The sequence below is a fragment of the Paraburkholderia kururiensis genome (assembly GCF_034424375.1).
GTDB classification, from domain to species: Bacteria; Pseudomonadota; Gammaproteobacteria; order Burkholderiales; family Burkholderiaceae; genus Paraburkholderia; species Paraburkholderia kururiensis_A.
The window spans coordinates 1577097-1595464 of sequence record NZ_CP139965.1 but is presented as its reverse complement, the minus strand read 5'-3'; the positions used below and the strand labels follow the sequence as shown (position 1 = coordinate 1595464).

The 18368-nt window shown below is 61.6% G+C and carries 16 protein-coding genes and 1 pseudogene; 12 read left to right on the top strand and 5 right to left on the bottom strand.

Annotation, left to right across the window (positions count from 1 at the left end; translation table 11 throughout):
• Window positions 1-3: 3 nt before the first annotated feature.
• From U0042_RS07180 to U0042_RS07155, 6 genes are all read left to right on the top strand, one after another.
• A complete protein-coding gene (locus tag U0042_RS07180; RefSeq protein ID WP_114815144.1) occupies window positions 4-723 on the top strand; it encodes a response regulator transcription factor in 720 nt (239 codons plus the stop codon).
• Between the two features lie 109 nt (window positions 724-832).
• A complete protein-coding gene (locus U0042_RS07175) occupies window positions 833-2188 on the top strand; it encodes a sensor histidine kinase (RefSeq protein ID WP_198665439.1) in 1356 nt (451 codons plus the stop codon).
• Between the two features lie 115 nt (window positions 2189-2303).
• On the top strand, window positions 2304-2888 hold the full coding sequence (locus U0042_RS07170) for an RNA polymerase sigma factor (RefSeq protein WP_198665438.1): 585 nt from the start codon (window positions 2304-2306) through the stop codon (window positions 2886-2888).
• Window positions 2889-2900: 12 nt separating this feature from the next.
• A complete protein-coding gene (locus tag U0042_RS07165) occupies window positions 2901-3209 on the top strand; it encodes a hypothetical protein (protein ID WP_114815141.1) in 309 nt (102 codons plus the stop codon).
• A gap of 2 nt (window positions 3210-3211) precedes the next feature.
• Window positions 3212-3508 carry a 4Fe-4S dicluster domain-containing protein gene (locus U0042_RS07160; RefSeq protein ID WP_114815140.1) on the top strand — a complete coding sequence of 99 codons (297 nt, stop codon included), beginning with the start codon at window positions 3212-3214 and terminating at the stop codon, window positions 3506-3508.
• Between the two features lie 103 nt (window positions 3509-3611).
• Window positions 3612-4328: an O-methyltransferase gene (locus tag U0042_RS07155; RefSeq protein ID WP_114815139.1), complete on the top strand. Its 717-nt coding sequence runs from the start codon at window positions 3612-3614 to the stop codon at window positions 4326-4328.
• A 138-nt stretch (window positions 4329-4466) separates the two neighbouring features.
• Here U0042_RS07155 and U0042_RS07150 read toward each other — a convergent pair whose 3' ends face one another.
• From U0042_RS07150 to U0042_RS07140, 3 genes are all read right to left on the bottom strand, one after another.
• Window positions 4467-7565, bottom strand: coding sequence for an efflux RND transporter permease subunit (locus U0042_RS07150; RefSeq protein ID WP_114815138.1), 3099 nt, complete (start codon window positions 7563-7565; stop codon window positions 4467-4469).
• Entirely contained in the window at window positions 7562-8692 is a 1131-nt protein-coding gene (locus U0042_RS07145) for an efflux RND transporter periplasmic adaptor subunit (RefSeq protein ID WP_114815137.1), read from the bottom strand. The genes U0042_RS07150 and U0042_RS07145 overlap by 4 nt, the downstream gene beginning before the upstream one ends.
• A gap of 77 nt (window positions 8693-8769) precedes the next feature.
• Window positions 8770-9387, bottom strand: a complete 618-nt coding sequence (locus U0042_RS07140; protein WP_114815136.1) for a TetR/AcrR family transcriptional regulator — start codon at window positions 9385-9387, stop codon at window positions 8770-8772.
• An 88-nt stretch (window positions 9388-9475) separates the two neighbouring features.
• Here U0042_RS07140 and U0042_RS07135 point away from each other — a divergent pair, with 88 nt between their 5' ends.
• Window positions 9476-10954, top strand: a complete 1479-nt coding sequence (locus U0042_RS07135; RefSeq protein WP_114815135.1) for an efflux transporter outer membrane subunit — start codon at window positions 9476-9478, stop codon at window positions 10952-10954.
• A 126-nt stretch (window positions 10955-11080) separates the two neighbouring features.
• On the opposite strand, the pseudogene U0042_RS07130 reads toward U0042_RS07135, so the two are convergent.
• Window positions 11081-11209 (bottom strand): annotated as a pseudogene (locus U0042_RS07130) (integrase core domain-containing protein); the annotation flags it as partial.
• 332 nt (window positions 11210-11541) lie between these two features.
• Between U0042_RS07130 and U0042_RS07125 the strand changes: the two are divergent.
• The 3 genes from U0042_RS07125 to U0042_RS07115 all read left to right on the top strand — a co-directional run bounded on the left by U0042_RS07125 (window position 11542) and on the right by U0042_RS07115 (window position 14454).
• Entirely contained in the window at window positions 11542-11745 is a 204-nt protein-coding gene (locus U0042_RS07125) for a hypothetical protein (RefSeq protein WP_157977920.1), read from the top strand.
• A gap of 246 nt (window positions 11746-11991) precedes the next feature.
• The gene (locus U0042_RS07120) at window positions 11992-13368 is read left to right on the top strand and encodes a LuxR C-terminal-related transcriptional regulator (RefSeq protein ID WP_114815133.1); all 1377 of its coding nucleotides are present in this window, start codon (window positions 11992-11994) and stop codon (window positions 13366-13368) included.
• A 57-nt stretch (window positions 13369-13425) separates the two neighbouring features.
• Window positions 13426-14454, top strand: coding sequence for a hypothetical protein (locus U0042_RS07115; protein ID WP_114815132.1), 1029 nt, complete (start codon window positions 13426-13428; stop codon window positions 14452-14454).
• A gap of 31 nt (window positions 14455-14485) precedes the next feature.
• Here the strand turns inward: U0042_RS07115 and U0042_RS07110 are convergent, their stop codons facing one another.
• The gene (locus U0042_RS07110) at window positions 14486-15100 is read right to left on the bottom strand and encodes a winged helix-turn-helix domain-containing protein (protein WP_157977919.1); all 615 of its coding nucleotides are present in this window, start codon (window positions 15098-15100) and stop codon (window positions 14486-14488) included.
• A 423-nt stretch (window positions 15101-15523) separates the two neighbouring features.
• Here U0042_RS07110 and U0042_RS07105 point away from each other — a divergent pair, with 423 nt between their 5' ends.
• The gene (locus tag U0042_RS07105) at window positions 15524-16666 is read left to right on the top strand and encodes an ABC transporter substrate-binding protein (protein WP_157977918.1); all 1143 of its coding nucleotides are present in this window, start codon (window positions 15524-15526) and stop codon (window positions 16664-16666) included.
• Window positions 16667-16742: 76 nt separating this feature from the next.
• The gene (locus tag U0042_RS07100; RefSeq protein ID WP_114815129.1) at window positions 16743-18368 is read left to right on the top strand and encodes a histidine kinase; all 1626 of its coding nucleotides are present in this window, start codon (window positions 16743-16745) and stop codon (window positions 18366-18368) included.

Here is an 18368-nt window from a genome sequence, read left to right as displayed (position 1 = left end):
TCCATGGCGCGAGTCGCAATTGTCGAAGACCACGAACGTCTCGCCGACATGGTGAGGCAGGCTCTCGCCGGCGTGGGCATCGAGGCAGACCTGTTCCACACTGTCTCCGAGGCTTCCTACGGCGTGCGTCGGGCCGATTACGCAGTGTGGATCGTTGATCGCGGCCTTCCTGACGGCGATGGGCTCGCCTTCCTGCGTACGCTGCGCAAGGCGCATCAGATGACACCGTGTCTTATGCTGACGGCCCGCGATGCCTTGCACGATCGCGTGGAGGGTCTTGAAAGCGGCGCAGACGACTACCTGACCAAGCCGTTTGCAATGAGCGAACTGGTTGCCCGGGTGCGTACCCTGATGCGCCGCCCGGCGTCGTTGACCGCATTGGTCATGTCGTTCGGCGGCGTGACGGTGGACCCCCGGCAACGCGAGATGCGATGCGGCGCATCGTCCATCCTGCTCGCGCCGGCGGAACTGCAGATCCTGTCGTGCCTCATCGAGGCGGGCGGTCGCACGGTTCGGCACGCGGCGCTCGAGCATGCCGCATGGGGACTCGGCGAAGCAGTCACACCGAATGCACTGGAAGTAACCGTGCACCGGTTGCGCAAGAAGCTGGCCGCGATCAACGCAACCGTGCGACTCGTGAATCTTCGCGGCACGGGCTTTACCCTTCAGGAAGCCTTCGATGACGGGCGCGGACCCCATGCACCGCAACACGAGCGCGTATAAACGGGAGGTTTTTCGTTCCAGCCATTGGGCGGTCGAGATTGACGGAAATGCATGACGTGTCCCGTCGTCCGGCCGCCCAGGCCAATACCGCTTTCAGGAAAGGGGCGTCGTGCTCGATCATTGGATTCGAAGTCTGTCTGCGCGGTTATGGGTGACAACCGTCGTGGCACTGGCCATCAGCCTGACCGCCCTGGCTGCCCTCGTGATCTATGTGTTCGATCACTATCCGGAGCAGACGCTGGGTCGACGGGAGTTGATGGAAAACGTCCGCAACGTGGTTGGCGCAATCAACTTCGACAACGAGGACATGCCTGTTTCCGTAAAACTTCCGGAGCGTGAAGGCTGGCTGTTCCGGGTGGCGTCCACCGAACTCAAATACCGGATACTGGATGAACAAGGACACATCCTGCTGGCTTCGGACGGCGGCAAACGCGATGGCCCCTGGCTTGCCGGGGACCTTTCCGGGGACGCAGGCAAGATCGTGCACGCGACGATCGGCGGGGAGCGGTTCTCCGTGGCGACGCAGCAGGTCGTGCGAGGCCGGTCCGTGTACTACGTGCAGACCGCGACAAGCAGACGTTTCATCGAAGCGCTCGTCAGCCTGAAGGTCAAGCCGATTCCGGCCCTTGTGAGAGTCACCCTGCTCTTTGCCGTCGTTATCTTCGGGCTGGCCCTGCCCTTCACGATTCGCCGCGTGCTCAAGCCGCTGCGCGACGCGTCCGATGCGGCAGCGCAGATCACGCCGCGCAATCTGAAAACGCGTCTTTCGGCTCGCGGCATTCCGAGCGAGATCAAGCCGTTGATCAACGCATTCAACGACGCGCTGGAACGACTGGAGAAGGGCTTTACAGTCCAGCAGCAATTTCTTGCGACCGCCGCGCATGAGCTTCAAACGCCGCTCACCTTGATTCGCGGCCAGATCGAGCTGCAATCCGAGATCAGCGAAAAAGACCTGTTGTTCCGCGAGATCGATCTGATGTCGCGACAGGTTCGACAACTGCTGCATCTCGCCGAAGTCAGCGACGCCCAGAATTTCGACTTTGGCGAAGTCGACACGGCCGACGTAGCGCACGAGGTGATTGCATATCTCGCCCGTAAGGCCGATGAAAAGCAGGTGAGCCTGCATATCAAAGAACGTCCCGCACTACCCGCCATTTGGGCTGACAAGGGCGCGCTTTTTATTCTCCTCAAGAACCTCGTCGAAAACGCGATCCATGCGTCGCCCGCGAATGGCATCGTGCTGTTGACCATCGACGCAGCGTCGATCGGAATTAGTGACGAAGGGCCCGGCATACGCGAGGATCATCTTCCCTTTCTGTTCAAGCGATTCTGGCGTGCGCCCGATGCAAAACATGAGGGAGCCGGTCTTGGGCTCGCGATATGCAAGGAAATTGCGCTGGCGCATGGCTGGCGGTTGACCGTGAGCGCTTTCTCGCCTGGAACGGGCTTCACTGTGTGGTTGTGATCGAGTCCTCATTCCCGGCCACACCCACAGGCATTCCCTCAAACCGCCACGTTCAGCAGCCGATTTTTTTTTACGCTCGCCACAATATTCCCGCGGCTGAAACGTCTTCAGACGCATGGAATCGCCACCCACTTCGCGCCCGATGACCGACCCAGACCGCGACATCACCGCGACAGTGATGCGTGAACGAACGAGGCTCGTGAATTTCATCCGGCGTCGAATACGCGACCCGGACGACGCCGAGGACATCCTGCAGGACGTGTTCCACGAATTCGTGCAGGCCTACCGCCTTCCTGCGCCGATCGAACAGGCGAGTGCGTGGCTGTTCCGTACCGCCCGCAACCGCATCATCGACCGCTTTCGCAAGAAGAAAGAGCAGCCGCTGACCGAGCTGCTCGAAGCCGAGGACGACGATGCCAACGTCGAATATCGCCTCGACCTCGCGCTGCCGGCGCACGATGCCGGGCCCGAAGCGCTGTACGCCCGCGCGCTGTTGCTCAAGGCCTTGCAGGATGCGCTCGACGAGCTGCCGCCGAATCAACGTGAGGTGTTTATCGCGCACGAACTGGAGGGCCGATCCTTCAAGGAAATGGTCGGGCAAAGCGGCGTCGCGCTCAATACGCTGCTCGCGCGCAAACGCTACGCCGTCTTGCATCTGCGCGCCCGGCTGCAGCCCATTTATGACGAACTGGATCTCTAGAGGAGTCCGCGAATGAATTTTCGAATCAGATGTGTGGGTAAGGCGCTGCTCGGAGTGATCGCCATAGGCGTGCTCGGAGGGATAGTCATGACGCTATGGAACTGGGTGATTCCGGCGCTGTTCGTCGGCGCCCGTACGATCGACTTCGTCCATGCACTGGGCCTGCTGGTATTGAGCCGCATCCTGTTCGGCGGATTCCGCGGACACCGTGGCTGGCACGGCCGGCGCCACTGGCGCAAATGGGAGTCCATGACGCCCGAAGAGCGCGAGCTGTTCCGAACGGCGTGGCGAGCGGGCCGCAGCCGGCGCACAGGAGCGTGAACATGCGCGAGAAATCGGCGAGCGGCTGCAAACAGGAGCCGGGCGTGATTGCGCCCGTCGTCGACCTGAAACGTTGCGAGGGCAAGGCGGATTGCGTCACGGTCTGCCCCGAGGCCGTGTTCGAGGTGCGCCACATCGACAGGACCGATTACCTCGGCCTCGATTTGATGCATCGCCTCAAGCAGCGGGTGCATGGAATGAAGGTCGCCTACACGCCGAATGCGCAGGCGTGCCGGTCGTGCGGATTGTGTGTGACGGCCTGCCCCGAACGCGCTATCACGCTCGTCCGGCGGACATAGCAGCGCCCGCATTCGCCGGTGACGAAACCCCAGCGTAGAACGCCTGACGGGGCTTAGTCGCCGGGTACGCCATCGATGTCATCGATCTCATCAGGGAACGCACATGGGCTCATCCACGACCCTTCTTCTGCGACGGCTTCACGAACAAAACCAGACCGAGTTGATGGCCCGCGCACGCGCGCAGTACCGCGGGCCGAGCGAGGCGTTTCTGACGCTCGCGGAGGAATACGAAGCCCTTGCTCCCCGGTTGCGGGGAAGGTTTCTCGAAACGCTCGGACTCTCCAGTGAAGACTTCGAGTCTTCACAAGGCAATCCGCTGCTATTGGCCGTGTCGGCGGAAACGGGACGATTCCTGCGCAACATGGTGCTCTCGCAACAGCCGGCCCGAATCCTCGAACTCGGCAGCTCCTGCGGCGTGTCCACGCTGTATTTCGCCGAAGCCCTGCGCACCCTGGGCCGCGGCGTGGTCGTCGCGACGGAATGCGACGCGCTCAAGTGCACACAACTGCGCGCGCACGTCAAAACAGCGGCCCTGGACGCTTATGTCGACCTGCGTGAAGGCGATGTATTCGAGACCGTTGCCGGACTGGACGATACGTTCGACATGGTCTTTATCGACGTCTGGGCCGACGCCTATCTCGACCTGTTCAGGCAGATCGGGCATCTGTTGCGCCCGGGATCGGTCGTACTCGCCGACAACATGTACACAGCCGAGAGCGCGGTCCAACCGTACAAGCACTACCTCGACGACAATCCGCGTTTTTCGACCACGACGCTGGACTTCGAATCAGGCATTGAATTCACCGTCGTCGTTTCCTGAAGGATGGCGGTGATGGAATGTGCCGCGGCTGCGGATGTGTTTGCGTCAGCGGGACATGCGCACGCTGTGGTTTGATGGAGAACCGGGCCGCAACGACGCGGCCCGGGGTTCGCATTGCAGACATGCACGTGGCGACACTCATGCAATCGCCGTCTCGCTCTCCACATGCGGAGCCGGTGCGTCGCCGGCATCGGGCCGGATCTTGAACCAGATGGAGTACATCGCGGGCAGAAACACCAGCGTCAGGACCGTGCCCGCGAACGTTCCGCCGATCAGCGTGTAGGCGAGTGTGCCCCAGAACACCGAATGGGTCAGCGGGATGAAGGCGAGCATCGCGGCAAGCGCAGTGAGGATGACCGGCCTCGATCGTTGGATGGTGGCTTCCACCACCGCATGGAACGGCGTCATCCCTTCGCGGCCGTTATGCTCGATCTGTCCGATCAGGATCAGCGTGTTGCGCATCAGGATGCCGGACAGCGCAATGAGCCCGACCAGTGCATTGATGCCGAACGGCTGGTTGAACAGCAGCAGCGTGGGCACCACACCGATCAGCCCGAGCGGGCTGGTGGCGAACACCATCATCGTGGCGGCAATCGAGCGCGTCTGGAAGATGATGATGAGCAGCGTCAGCGCGACCATGATCGGAAAGAGCGGCACGAGCGCCTTCGTCGCCTTGCCCGATTCTTCGATGGACCCGGCCTCCTCGATCCGGTAGCCCTCCGGAAGTTTCGCGATGATAGGTTGCAGCTTTGCCAGCATCGCCGTGGACACGTCGGGCGGTTGCAGGTCTTCCGCGATATCGCCGCGCACCGTGATGGTGGGCGTGCGGTCGCGACGGCGCAGGATCGGGTCTTCCATGCGGATATCGACCTTGCCCACCTGTGAGAGCGGCACGCGCTGTCCTGCCGAGCCGACCAGCGTGAATCCGCTGATGCGGTTGGGATCGAGCCGGATCTCGCCGGCCGATCGCGCGACAACTTCCACCGAACGAATGTCCTCGCGCACGTTCGTCACCGGGATGCCGGTCAGCAGAAACTGCAACTGCTGCGCAACCGAACTGGAGGTCAGCCCGACCGCCGCGAGCCGATCCTGATCCAGCGTGAAGTGCACCGTGGGCACGAGCGGCCCCCAGTCGGTATTCACGGTTCGCATCATGGGGCTTGCGTTCATGACGCCTTCCACCTGCGCGGCGATGGTGCGCAACGTGCGGGCGTCCGGTCCCATGACACGGAACGCGACGGGATACGGCGAGTACGGGCCGAACACGAGCTGCGTCACGCGCACCTGGGCCGCGGGCACCAGCCCTTCGGCAACCGCTTCGCGCAGACGGAGTTTAAGTGCCTCGCGCTCTTTCTCGTCATTCGTGCGGATCACGATTTTGGCGAACGACGGGTCAGGCAATTCCGGAGACATCGCCAGATAAAAGCGCGGCGCGCCCTGCCCGACGTACGAGGTCACGATCTTTGCTTCGGGCTGCTTAGCGAGCCATCCCTCCACCTTGCCCGCGGCCGCCGAGGTTTGCTCGATCGAGGTGCCATAGGGCATCTGAACTTCCACGAGCACTTCAGGGCGGTCGGACGTCGGGAAGAACTGCTTCTTCACCACGCTCATGCCCATCACCGCCACCACGAACGAACCGACCACGATGCCTGCCACCATCCACTTGCGTTGAACCACACGCACGAGGAAGCGGCGAAAGCGCTGGTAATTCGGCGTGTTGTAGATCGCCTCGTGGCCGCCTTCGATCTTCGGAATGTCGGGCAGCAGCTTGACGCCGAGATACGGCGTGAACACGACCGCCACGATCCACGAGGTGACCAGCGCGATGCCGACGATCCAGAACATGTTGCTCGTGTATTCGCCGGCCGTGGAGCGCGCAAAGCCGTTCGGCATGAAGCCGACCGCGGTGACGAGCGTGCCCGAGAGCATCGGCGCGGCCGTGTGGCTCCACGCGTAGGCAGATGCTTGCACGCGGCTGTAGCCCTCCTCCATTTTCACGACCATCATTTCGATGGCGATGATGGCGTCGTCCACCAGCAGCCCGAGCGCGAGGATCAGCGAGCCGAGCGTGATGCGATCGAAATTCTTGCCCGTGGCGGCCATGACCACGAACACGCCCGCGAGCGTCAACGGTACCGCCGCCGACACCACGATGCCCACGCGCCAGCCCATGCTCACGAAGCTCACGATCATGACCACGAGCAGCGCGACGAAGAACTTCACCATGAATTCGTCGATGGCCCCGTGAATGTTCACGGCCTGGTCGGTCACCTTCGTGAGGCTCATGCCGAGCGGCAGGCCGGCATTGATCTTCGCCACTTCCTTGTCGAGCGCCTGCCCCAGGTTCAGCCCGTTCCAGCCGTCGCGCATGACGATACCGAGCAGCAAAGCCGGTTCGCCGCCATTGCGTATCTGGAAGGTGGCCGGGTCCTCGTAACCGCGCTCGACGGTAGCCACGTCCGAGAGCTTGAGCGTGCGGCCCTGCACGACGATGGGCGTGTCGCGGATCTTCTGCAGCTTGTCGAAGGCGCCCTCCACGCGAATGAACACCTGCGCGCCTGCGGTATCGATGGAACCGGCCGGCGTCAGCACGTTCTGGCCGTTCAATGCCGCGAAGATGTCCTGGGGCGTCACGCCGAGCGTGGCGAGCCGGTCGTGCGAGAACGAAATGAAGATCCGTTCGGCCTGCTCGCCCACGATGTTGACCTTCTTCACGCCGGCCACGTGAAGCAGCCGCTGACGAAGGTCTTCGGCGTCACGCACGAGCAACCGTTCGGGTTGCCCTTTGGCTTTGAGCGCGAACAAGGCGAAGGTGACGTCCGAGTATTCGTCGTTGACGAGCGGACCGATCACGCCGGCCGGCAAATTGCCAGCTTCGTCGGAGAGTTTTTTGCGCGCCTGGTAGAACTCTTCGGGCACCTCGGCGGGCGGCGTGCTATCGAGCAAGGTCACCGTCATGAACGCGAGGCCCGGACGCGTATAGGTTTCCGTGCGGTCGTACCAGCGCAATTCCTGCATGCGCTTTTCGAGCGGCTCGGCGACCTGATCCTGCATCTCCTGTGCCGTGGCGCCGGGCCATGCCGTGATGACCGTCATCGACTTGACCGTGAACGGCGGGTCTTCGGCCCGCCCCAGCTTGAAGAACGCGACGACGCCGGCAACGGAAATCAGGATGATGAGAAACAGCGTGACGGAACGCTCGCGAACCGCAAGGGCCGACAGATTGAAGCCGCTCATCGCGTGTCTCCCTTCTGGGCGACCGAAGCCGTGGCCATGCTGTCATCGGCCAGTCGCACCTTTTCACCGTCGTGAAGCAGGTGCGCACCCAGCGCGACCACCCGCTCGCCTTCGCGAAGGTCGCCCGTGACCGTCGCCGTGTCGGTGCTCAACGCGCTCACGCGTACCTTGTGCCAGGACGCATGGGCCGGCGCCCCGTCGATGGTCCAGACGCCGGTGCCCGTGCCCGGATCGAACAGCGCGCCCACCGGCACCTCCAGCGCGGCCTCGTGCTGGCCGCCCTTACTGGCCGGACCCGGCAGATCGATGGTCACCGTGGCACCGAGCGGCGCGTCGGCGAGCGCGCCGCCAAGAACGTACCGGGCCTCGTAGGTGCGCGTCAGCCGGTCGGCGGAATCCGAGAGCTGACGCAACGTGGCGGGCACGCTCTTCCTGTTCGCGCCGTAGAGCGTTGCCTGCGCAACCGAACCCGCAGCCGGACGCAGCGTTTCGGGAAGCTGCACGACGGCTTCGCGCGGCCCCGCGTGAGCGAGGCGCACGACGATCTGCCCCGCGGTGACCACCTGCCCCGGTTCGGCGAGCGTCTCGACAATCACGCCGTCGGCATCTGCCAGGAGGACGGCATATCCCGACGCGTTGTTCGCGAGGTCGGCTTGCGCTTTCGCGGCGGTGAGCTGGGCTTTTGCCGAATCGGCGGCGGCCTTGAGTTGCTCGTACGTCGATGCCGATACCGCGCCTGCTGCTACCAGCCCGCGATAGCGGGCCTCGTCGTCCGCGGTCTGCGTGGCTCGGGCCAGGGCGGCATCCACGAGCTGCTGTTGCGAGCGCGCCTGCAACCCAAGATCGATCGGATCGATGCGCATCAAGGGCTGGCCGCGCTTGACCGTCTGGCCCACGTCGACCAGCCGCTCGATCACTTTGCCCTGAACCCGGAAGCCCAGATCGCTTTGAACCCGAGCGCCCACGACGCCCGTGAACGCGCGGCTTTCGCCCGGGGCGTGCTGAACGATGCTGGCGCGCACCAGCGGAATCTCGGTGCGCGGGTCGGAGACATGCCCGTCACCGCATGCCGCAAGAGCAAGCGAGGTCAGGCTCAGTGTGTAAAGAAGATGACGACGCCGAAACATGAGATCGCTCCTTGCGACGAGTAGGAGCGCTCATTCTGGTACCAGTGACCAATTTAGTCAACGGTCACAACGAAAACTCAGGGAGACAGGCTTCTGAGCACCAGGCTCGCGAGCTGGGTCGTCGCTTCCTCGGCGGAATCGAGGTTGTACTGGAGCTGCAGCGGGTTGAAGTACGGCTTCATCACGAGAAAGATCGCATTCACAGTCTCGTCGAGCGGTGTCTTGCGCTCGAACTCACCGGTCTCGCGGCCCTGCCGCAGGATGTCCGACAGCAGCTGCCGGATCCGCTCCTCGTAACCCCTCACCGAAGGCCACGGCGTCGCTGCGGCCACGGCGGCGATGTCGTAAAGCTTGCGGTCCTGGAAGAAGAGCTGGCTGCCGGAAGCCACTAACGTCTTGAAAAAACGCCGAAATTTTTCGGTGGCGCTACTGACTTCGGCCACCGCCTCGTTCACGGCCGCGTTGATGGCTGCCAGGCGATTGGCGCAAATCACCTCGCCTATGGCCTGCTTCGAGTCGAAAAACTTGTAGATGTAGGCCTTCGAAAAACCGATTTCTTTCGCGAGGTCGGAAACGGTGGTTTTTTCGTAACCGTATCGGGTGAAGTATTCCGTCGCGGCATCGACAATCTGCGCGCGGACTTCGTGGTCCGTGGGGCCACGGGAGGGCTGGGCGGGGGGGCTGGGCTGAGTCATGTCACCAAGCTTAGCCTCTCAGAGAGTGATTGACAACAAGTGACCATATTGTATATTAGTCACTAATTTCTCACTTTTGAGGCTCATCATGCTTTCACGTCGCCCCGTCCTTCTTCTGCTGAGCGCCGCCGTGCTCTCGGCCTGCACGGTGGGCCCCGATTACCGGCAGCCCGAGGTCCCGCTCGCGCAAAGCTACATGACCCGGCCGCCTACCCCGGCGGCCACCCCCGCCGCGGCGGATCTGTCGGCCTGGTGGGAAGGGTTCGACGATCCGCTGCTCACGCGCTATGTTTCGATCGCACTGGCCCAGAATCTCGACCTCGCCCAGGCGGTCGCGCGAATCGACCAGGCGCGCGCGCGGCTCGGCGGGGCCACCGCGGCGCTGCTTCCCTCGGCGACGGTTTCGGGGTCCGCGGCGCGGGCGTACCAGTCAATCGATACGCCCGAAGGCCAACTGCTCAACGCGACGCCGAATTACAAGCGCTGGGGCAGCGAGTACGAGACTGATCTCGAAGCCGGTTGGGAAATCGACATTTTCGGTGGTCTGCGCAGACAACGCGAAGCCGCGCTGGCAGATTATTCGGCCACCCGCGCAGCGGCCGTTGCAACCCGACTTGCCGTTGCTGCCCAGACCGCGGACATCTACGTGACGATACGCGGCCTTCAGGCACGCCTCGACATTGCGAACCAGCAGGTGAAGACGCAGGAAGAACTGCTCGATGACGTGAAGCTCCTTTACTCGAAGGGGGCGGCCGCCAACTACCAGGTTCAACAGGCGCAAGGAACCCTCGACCAGGTTCGCGCAACCATACCTGTGCTCAATGCCGGCCTGGATGCGGCATCGAACTCTCTTGACGTCATCCTCGGCTCGCCACCGGGTACGCACCGCGCAGAACTGCTTGCTGTCGCGCCCATCCCTGTTGCGCCGTCCCTCGCCGATATGGGCACGCCCGCCGATCTGCTGCAAAGACGGCCCGACCTGATTGCTGCGGAACGCCATCTCGCAGCCTCCAACGCGCGTATTGGCGCCGCGATCAGCGAGTACTATCCCACCGTTTCGCTGAACGCTTTTCTGGGCAGTGCAACGGCGGCGGGAGCCGGGACGCTTTTCACGAGCGGTGCCACTCAAGGCGCGGGTCTTGTCGGGTTGCGCTGGCGCCTGTTCGACTTCACGCGCATCAACGCCGACGTGAGCGCGGCGAAAGGAGCCGATGCCGAGGCGCTTGCCGGCTATCGCCTCGCCGTACTTCGCGCCACCGAGGATGTCGAAAATTCTTTGTCATTGCTGGTCAACCGCCAGACGCAAGCGGCCACCCTTTTGCACGCGGAATCGTCACTGACTCAAGCGCGAAATTCCTCGATGGCCGCTTACCATGGCGGAGCTGCAAGCTTCATCGACGTATTGCACGCCGACGAATCTTTGCTGCAGGCGTCCGACGCGAGAGCGCAGGCGCAAACGGAATCGGCTCGCGCCGCCATCGCGACGTTCAAGGCACTCGGCGGCGGCTGGAATCCGCAACCGATCCAGACAAAGCCGGCTGGCACAGCCATCACAAAATTGGGCTAGATTAGCTATTCCCGCTTTTTAATCGCCACCCCGCAACGGCACGGACGCCGGCACGAGGCATTCATGAATGAATGAATCAACGGCACGAGTCCGCCGATCTGATCAGGCTGATTTCTTCGGACCGTTTCAATCCTGGAGAACGGCCTCGATTGTTTCAGTTGAACAATACCGCTGCTTGAACTCGTTGGGCGTCAGGTAATCCAGATTCGAATGTGGCCGGATCGCATTGTAGTGACGCCGCCACTGCTCGATCACTGAAGCTGGCCCAACCTGTCCTGATCACCATCGCAATGGCTGCGGTTCAACGTTCCCTTACCGCGCGCTATGTCGCCGAACGCGGGTTGCCGATCGTGCCGCGCGCTGACAGCCGGCCCCTCGGTCGAGCGGGATACATCTGGCAGTGAACGGGCACCCCAATATTCACGTTACATCCTCTATACAGCAATCACCTCACCCACTACTCTCGCATTCCCCGCTGGTTCCCATGGACGTCCTTGAAGTCACTCCCCAGGTGCTCGCCGGTCGCGGCGTGTCGTTCAGCTCGCGCGAAAATGCCGTGTTATCTATTGGTCGGCGATATGGTGGCCATGGCGCACACGGATGACTGGCTCGGGACGGATCATCTGGTCGAGCTGTCGCTCGTCTGGATGCGCGCCAACGGTGCGAATCCAGAATGGCAAGACCGTATCAGTATCGTTCGCATGGCGGTCGACCTGGCTGCCGACATCCTCATGACATTCGGGCTGAGAACCGAGCAAGCCGTGGCGTCACCCTTTGCCGGCGGCGGCTGACTCGATTATCGCGTGCCACTCGTCGGCCACACGCGCACATGGGCGAGAGGCTGACTCGACGCACTTGTGAACGAGGCCAGATACGCTGACTAGCCCTCCCCCAACGGTTACGGCGGCCCTTCTTCCGAATCACGAATCCTTTACCAAACCGAAACCAGGTCATCACGCTTCTTCGCCGGGTCATCACTAGACTGTGAGCCATCGAATCGTCGTAACCCTGCGACGATTCATCGGCCGGAGAGGGGCATGAACGGAGCAAATGTCGGATGTACCCCCGCATCGGACGCGGATACCTGTTCTGCTCGCCCGGCGCGGGCCGGCATGCAAATGACCTGTGGCTCTTCATACGTGTATTGGCAGCTCGGCGACATGGAGCAGCTTGAGGCACTCACAGGCGGCGAGACAGGCGAGTGCCCCGATCACTTGCGTAGCGCAACAGCGATATTCGATTGTGCAGTCGACGCAATGGCCGAACTTCGGAAACTGCACCTGAATTCAGCCCAGGCATTGGCCGAGCATGCTTTCGACATGGCACAACACGTCGCTGACATCTCGTCGTCGATCGATGTGTTGCCGGCCAGCATAATTGGGCACGTGCTCTTTGAGCGGGGGCGCCTGGACGAAGCCCATGCATTGATCGCGCCGCGTCTGCCGCATCTGCGCCACGCGGGCATGGTCGAAGGTGTGCTTCGTTGCTACGGCTTGCTCGCGCGCATCGCGGCAGCGCGTGGACAACCGGGCCATGCCCTGGCCTTGCTCGCTGACGCCGAGGAACTTGCGATCGAGCGCTGCTGGTCGCGCCTGCGCGTCGCGTCCCTTTCACAACAAGTGGCCATCCATCTCTGGATGGGATCGCCCGGCGAAGCGACGGGTTGCGCGCGACGGCTGGAAGAGCAGATTGCAGCATGTGCGCAGCAGGGCAGTATGCCGGGCTTCGATATGGCACGTTACCAGGTCATCACGCATGCGCGCCTCGCGCTTGCACGGCCGAATGGCACCTTCGATGTTCAGCAGCTTCAGAATGTCTACCTCGATTGTGTATCGCGGCACGATTACATCAGCGCGGTCGAGATCGCGCTGCTGCTCGTGGAAGTGCAATTGCAGCAGCAGCGACAAGATACGGCTTTCGAATTGCTCGCTGCGCTAGTGCGTTATGCCGTTTCAGCAGGGTTGATGCAAACGCTCGTGGACTGCAACGACAGCGTGGGCGAACTGATCTCGAAGCTCGGGCGGGGGGACATGCCGCCGCGGCTAACCGATGCTCAGAGCTTGCGTGCCTACGCAAGCCTGATCGACGCGCGACGGCGAGCGCGACGTGTGCCGCAACCGTGCCGAGGTGCGGTCGCGACTGCGAATGCCCTTCGCGGATTGCCCTCGACTACGAGTCTCAGCGACCGCGAACGCGTGGTCGTTTGGCTCATGGGACAAGGGATGACCAATAAACAGATTGCGTTGCATTTGCGCATCGCACCCGAAACCGTCAAGTCTCATGCGAAGCATCTATACACCAAGCTATCAGTAAAAAACCGCGCGGAAGCAGTAACAGTCGCAGTTCGACTCGGGCTGGCACAGTTTCCGGAGAAAGGCGCTGCGGCCAGCGTTGTCAGAGGGCGCATCGGTTGACGGTAATGCGCGCGATGCGGCTGAACCCAAAACCAGGTCACGCAAAAGGAAAGAAGTATGGACATCGGAAATTGGCAAGAAGCTTATGACGGTGGATCGCCGGAGGCGGAAAACGCCCTCTTTCTTCAGTTAGCCGGGAAGATGCTCGATATCCAGGAGGCCAATCGGAAAGCATCCCGGCGCGAACACGCGGACCGTACGCTACACGCCAAGATGATCGCAGGCGTGACGGACGCAGTGTTGGTGGTGGATGCAGCACTGCCAGATGAATTCCAGGTGGGGCACTTTCGTGCGGGGGCCACGTTGCGCGCGGCCGTCCGGTTTTCGAACGCGAGTCCGTTCGCACAACCCGACAACAGTCCGGACATGCGGGGTGTCGCGATCAAACTCTGGCCCGATGCCCGAGCGTCGCAGCCGCAGCAGAGCGAGCCCGAATCGCAACACGTGCACGATCTTCTTATGACGAACTATCCCGTTTCGCACGCCCGAAACGCGACGCAATTTGTCGACTTCGCGGTGCTTGCGCAAGGACCGCGCGATACGTTTGCAGAGCGCCTCTCGCAGAGATTCGGCGAGAGCGAGGCCCGACGCATGCTCGACAATGTGCGACATGGCGCTCGAGTTCCTGAAAGCCTCGCCCTGGAGCGCTTCTGGAGTCGGGGAGCGATACTTTGGGGTGCTGTGCCGGTGCGCTTCGAATTGTGTCCGGCACATGGCGCTTCGGCGCTCGCGAAAAAGTTCGACGGCGAAAATGCACTGCGTGACGAACTTGCGCAACGGTTGAGCAAGGGCGATGTGGTCTTTCGTCTTGCGCTACAGCGCTTCGTTGACGAAGTACGTACGCCCATCGAGGATGCCGCCGTACCGTGGCAGGAAGCTGATTCTCCGCCGGTCGATATCGCCACGTTGACGATATCGCGCCGATCGCTCGACAGTGACGAGGGCAGACGCCAGGCACAAGCCGTCGCCGATATGGCTTTCAATCCCTGGAACGCGCCAGCGTCGTTTCGTCCGCTGGGCAACCTGAATCGCGTGCGCAGACTGGTATACGGCGAGAGCGCGCGACGATGGCAGGGCCGCTCGTGAGCCTTGTCCGGAAAGATCGGGGGCGAAGGTTTCAATGAAGTACGCTTGCGGGGCGCACAACCATATCGGCATCGTCGCGCAGATAGCTCACCACCACCGTCAGGCGAGCAGCCTGGAAGCCGTGTGCGCAGAGCGTAAGCGAATCTACCGTCAAAGAGTCGGCACGATGCGTATGCTCCCTCGCCCACGCGGCAGACGGCTCATCCGGAATCTGTTCCAGCAGCGCAGCGATTTCCTGCAGCGTCAGACGGCCGGGAACATGCGCGCCCGACGTTGACATCACGACGATATCGGCGGGTGCCGGCGCGACAAGTCGATCCGGCCCGCTCGATACGATATCGGCAATGAACCGATACCCTCGGCTACGATGCGTCTCGATGAACCGGGGTTGCCTCGCATCGTCCTCCAGAACGGAGCGAATCGACCTGACGTGCGTTTTGATGACTTCTGGCTGCACCCACTGATTGGGCCACAATGCAGTCAACAGGCCTTCGTGAGTCACCAGCCGGCCGGCATTCCGTATCAGGAATTCGAGCATGTCGAAGGCTCGCGGAGCCAATGTCAGCCTGTGCATGGCGCCAGTCGCCGTGGACTTCCAGAGGCATTTGTTGTCGGAGTCCAGTTGGAAAGGAGGAAAAGAAATCATTCGGCGCTCCGTGTAAGCTCTTGACTCGGTGATCGACATGCTCAATGCAGAGCCGGCACGCACCAACACAGGGCGCGTTCTGAATTCCCTAACCATGGAAAAATATTAGTTCCGCTGCCACGACATGCCTATCAGCAACTCGCCTGCCAGCCGTGGAAAATTCCCTTAAATATCGGGTAGGGCGATTCCTACCCCGGATGACGATCCGCGCTGGTCTCAATGGTCGGACCGCCATCCGCCGCAGTTCGACGATCTACGCGTCGACGTCGAAGCCCCGGATTTCCGACCGGCGTGTGAAATGATATGAAGCGCTTGTCTACTCGACGTGCAGCAGCGGCAGTCGTCGCGGCACTAGCTGTTCTTGGCGTTGCGGTGGCATATACCGTCTCGCGGTACCGGTCCAACGAATCGGAACTCACTCTCTTGACCTGGTGGTCATCGCCCTCCGAATCGGCAGCGTTGAACCACATTGTGGACGCCTTCAACGCATCGGGCGGACGACTGACCGTGCAGATTGCACCGGGCGCGCTCGTCGCCGAGCAAACGACCATTCGGTCCATGCGCGACGGCCAGTCACCGGATGTCGCGCAATTCAATATCTCGCGGCAGTTCGACCAGTTGGTCGAAGATGGACAATTGCGGCGGCTTGATTCCGTATCGAACAGGAACAATTGGGCGAACGTCTTTCCCGCCTACGTGCAAAGTGTCATCCGGCGCAACGGCCACTTCTATGCGGTGCCGCTGGGCATCCACAATTACAGCGCGATTTTCTTCTCGTGGCCGGTTTTCAAGAAAAGCGGAGTGGATTCGCCGCCTCGCAATATCGACGAGTTGATCGCGGACTTGCGTAAAGCACGAGACCACGGTTTCGTCCCGGTGGCTGTAGGCCCGCAAGACTGGGAAGTCAAAATAATCTTCGATAGCTTGCTGCTTGGCGTGGCAGGCAAAGAGCGGTTCCTGCGGCTATACCGGGATCATGACGTGGCACTGGCGGCTTCTCCCGAACTCACTCGCGTCCTGACCTACCTCCGCGAAATCAGAGACCTCGCTGAGCTATCGCCGCAAGCATCCACGTGGAGCGATGCAACGCGACAGGTCGTCTCGAATCACGCTGCGGTGCAGTTCATGGGGGACTGGGCCGAAGGAGAATTCATTGCGAAAGGCTTATCTGCCGGAAAAGACTTTGGATGCCTGACCGGAATCGGCACGGGGCCGGTGCAGGCGGCAATGATTGGCGGCGACGTATGGGTGTTTCCGAAGACGGATGAGCCGATAAAGATAAAAGCGCAGAACCTGCTGGCCGAGGTGGCGACCGATCCAGGAGTGCAAATCGACTTCTCTCGTGAGAAGGGTTCGATTCCCGCGCGTCTGGATGTCGATACCGACAGGCTGAACGTCTGTCAGCAGCGCTTCGCGGCACTGGTGAGACATGACGATGTCGTGCCGAACGCAGACATGTTTCTGTCGCCGGACGAAAGCCACGCGATACGCGCGGTGCTGATGCGCTTCTGGCGTCGGCAATTGGACGTCGCGGGTACACAGAAGGCGTTGCAGAATGTTCTGTGACCTTGCATTTGCAGCGGCACCGACTCGAAACGCGATGTCGCGAATCGCCGGCAGCCTTCTTCTTGCAGGCGACTAAATGTCCAAACATTATCCGCAAGGTTATCTGGTCGTACTTTTCGTCACGCTTTTTTGCGTTTGCCTGCTCGGTATTGAAGGGTGGCGCAACTGGGCGGTTCGACTTGAAGAGTTGCGCTCGATGCACGACCGCGGAGAGGAACTGGCCAAGCTGGCGGCGCAACACGCTGACGGCGTGTTCCTGCAGGCGCAGCTCGTTCTTGCGTCGGTGGCCGACGCAGCACGTTATCCGGCCAGCGGCGGCGCTTCCGCATTCGAATCCACCATCTCGGCCATCAAGCGGCGTATGCCCGGCATCGATTCTGTCGCGGTGGTCGACACCGATAAAGGTGTTGTTACCTTAGATGCCGATTCGATCGCCCTCTATAACGATGCGACTCCACCCAAATCCGCATTGAATCTGTCGGCAGGACTCGAGTGTGAAAATCCGTGCATTCGCCGCCCTGTGGTGAGCCCATGGACCGGAAAGCTCGTGATTCCCATGATGCGGCGCATCCCCGCCACGGGCTCCGGTTCGCACAGGGTCGCACTCGTGACCATCGATATCGAGCTATTCAAGACATTTTATCGATCGCTTTCGATTGGCCAGGAAGACAAGATCTTTCTCAACTCCGAAGACGATTACACGTTTCTCTCCAGACCATCGAATAACGCGTTGAGCGGACGTCCAATCAGTAACCGGCAGGTGTTCGAATCGTATCGATCCGAGGGCCCGGTCGGCAGCATTCTTGTCCAATCGACGGCGGACGGTGTGAACCGGCTCTATAGCTACCGCAGGTTGGCCAATTTTCCCGTGTTTGTCATGGTCGGGATATCGAGGGACGATCTGCTGGCGCGATGGTGGCGCGACGTCGCCTGGAACCTGGGTGCAACGGCGGCTTTAGTGTTCGCGGTCGCCCTGGTCGCCCTTCATTTCGTGCGCCAGTCCAGATTGCGCGCGAGTGCTGAGGAGCGGACCGAGGAGGCATTGGCGCTGAGTGGCCGGATCAGCGGCGTGTCGGCTTACCTCGAATCCGCGCGCGAGGAAGAGCGCAAGCGAATTGCGCTCGAAGTCCACGACCAATTAGGTCAATCGCTCACGGCGCTCAAGATCGAAGCGTTTCTGCTGAAACGCCCAGGGATTACGCCTGCCGACGCGACGCGAAGCGCGGACGAGATGCTCGACATGATCGACGGGACGATTGCCACTGTGCGCAATGTTTCGAACGCACTGCGCCCGGTCGCTCTGGACTACGGAATCGTGGCGGCGCTCAAATGGCTGACGACCGATTTTACGGCGCGCAACCGCATTGCCTGCGCATTTCAGCATCACGGTGAAGTACCGTTGCTGGACGAAATGGTTGCCACCGCGATATTCCGGCTGGCACAAGGCGCGCTGACCAATATCATTCGTCATGCCCATGCACGGTCGGTCAGGGTGTATTGGTCGAACGAGGATGGCACGTTGAGCATGTCGATCATCGACGACGGATGCGGATTCGACGTCGATGCCTCGCTGGAAGCTCAGTCATACGGCTTGCTCAGCATGCGGGAACGCGCGCGCATGTGTGGCGGCAGTCTGTCGATCAAAAGTGCCCCCGGTTTCGGCACGACTGTGAGTTTAATTATTCCTTCAGGAGCCTTTTAA

What these genes read in the sequence shown, in the direction of transcription:
- U0042_RS07155 (WP_114815139.1), top strand. Translation starts at nt 3,612, where the DNA reads ATGGGCTCATCCACGACCCTTCTTCTGCGACGGCTTCACGAACAAAAC.
- U0042_RS07145 (WP_114815137.1), bottom strand. Translation starts at nt 8,692, where the DNA reads ATGTTTCGGCGTCGTCATCTTCTTTACACACTGAGCCTGACCTCGCTT.
- U0042_RS07120 (WP_114815133.1), top strand. Translation starts at nt 11,992, where the DNA reads ATGAACGGAGCAAATGTCGGATGTACCCCCGCATCGGACGCGGATACC.
- U0042_RS07150 (WP_114815138.1), bottom strand. Translation starts at nt 7,565, where the DNA reads ATGAGCGGCTTCAATCTGTCGGCCCTTGCGGTTCGCGAGCGTTCCGTC.
- U0042_RS07125 (WP_157977920.1), top strand. Translation starts at nt 11,542, where the DNA reads ATGGCGCACACGGATGACTGGCTCGGGACGGATCATCTGGTCGAGCTG.
- U0042_RS07110 (WP_157977919.1), bottom strand. Translation starts at nt 15,100, where the DNA reads ATGATTTCTTTTCCTCCTTTCCAACTGGACTCCGACAACAAATGCCTC.
- U0042_RS07165 (WP_114815141.1), top strand. Translation starts at nt 2,901, where the DNA reads ATGAATTTTCGAATCAGATGTGTGGGTAAGGCGCTGCTCGGAGTGATC.
- U0042_RS07115 (WP_114815132.1), top strand. Translation starts at nt 13,426, where the DNA reads ATGGACATCGGAAATTGGCAAGAAGCTTATGACGGTGGATCGCCGGAG.
- U0042_RS07180 (WP_114815144.1), top strand. Translation starts at nt 4, where the DNA reads ATGGCGCGAGTCGCAATTGTCGAAGACCACGAACGTCTCGCCGACATG.
- U0042_RS07140 (WP_114815136.1), bottom strand. Translation starts at nt 9,387, where the DNA reads ATGACTCAGCCCAGCCCCCCCGCCCAGCCCTCCCGTGGCCCCACGGAC.
- U0042_RS07100 (WP_114815129.1), top strand. Translation starts at nt 16,743, where the DNA reads ATGTCCAAACATTATCCGCAAGGTTATCTGGTCGTACTTTTCGTCACG.
- U0042_RS07170 (WP_198665438.1), top strand. Translation starts at nt 2,304, where the DNA reads ATGGAATCGCCACCCACTTCGCGCCCGATGACCGACCCAGACCGCGAC.
- U0042_RS07160 (WP_114815140.1), top strand. Translation starts at nt 3,212, where the DNA reads ATGCGCGAGAAATCGGCGAGCGGCTGCAAACAGGAGCCGGGCGTGATT.
- U0042_RS07135 (WP_114815135.1), top strand. Translation starts at nt 9,476, where the DNA reads ATGCTTTCACGTCGCCCCGTCCTTCTTCTGCTGAGCGCCGCCGTGCTC.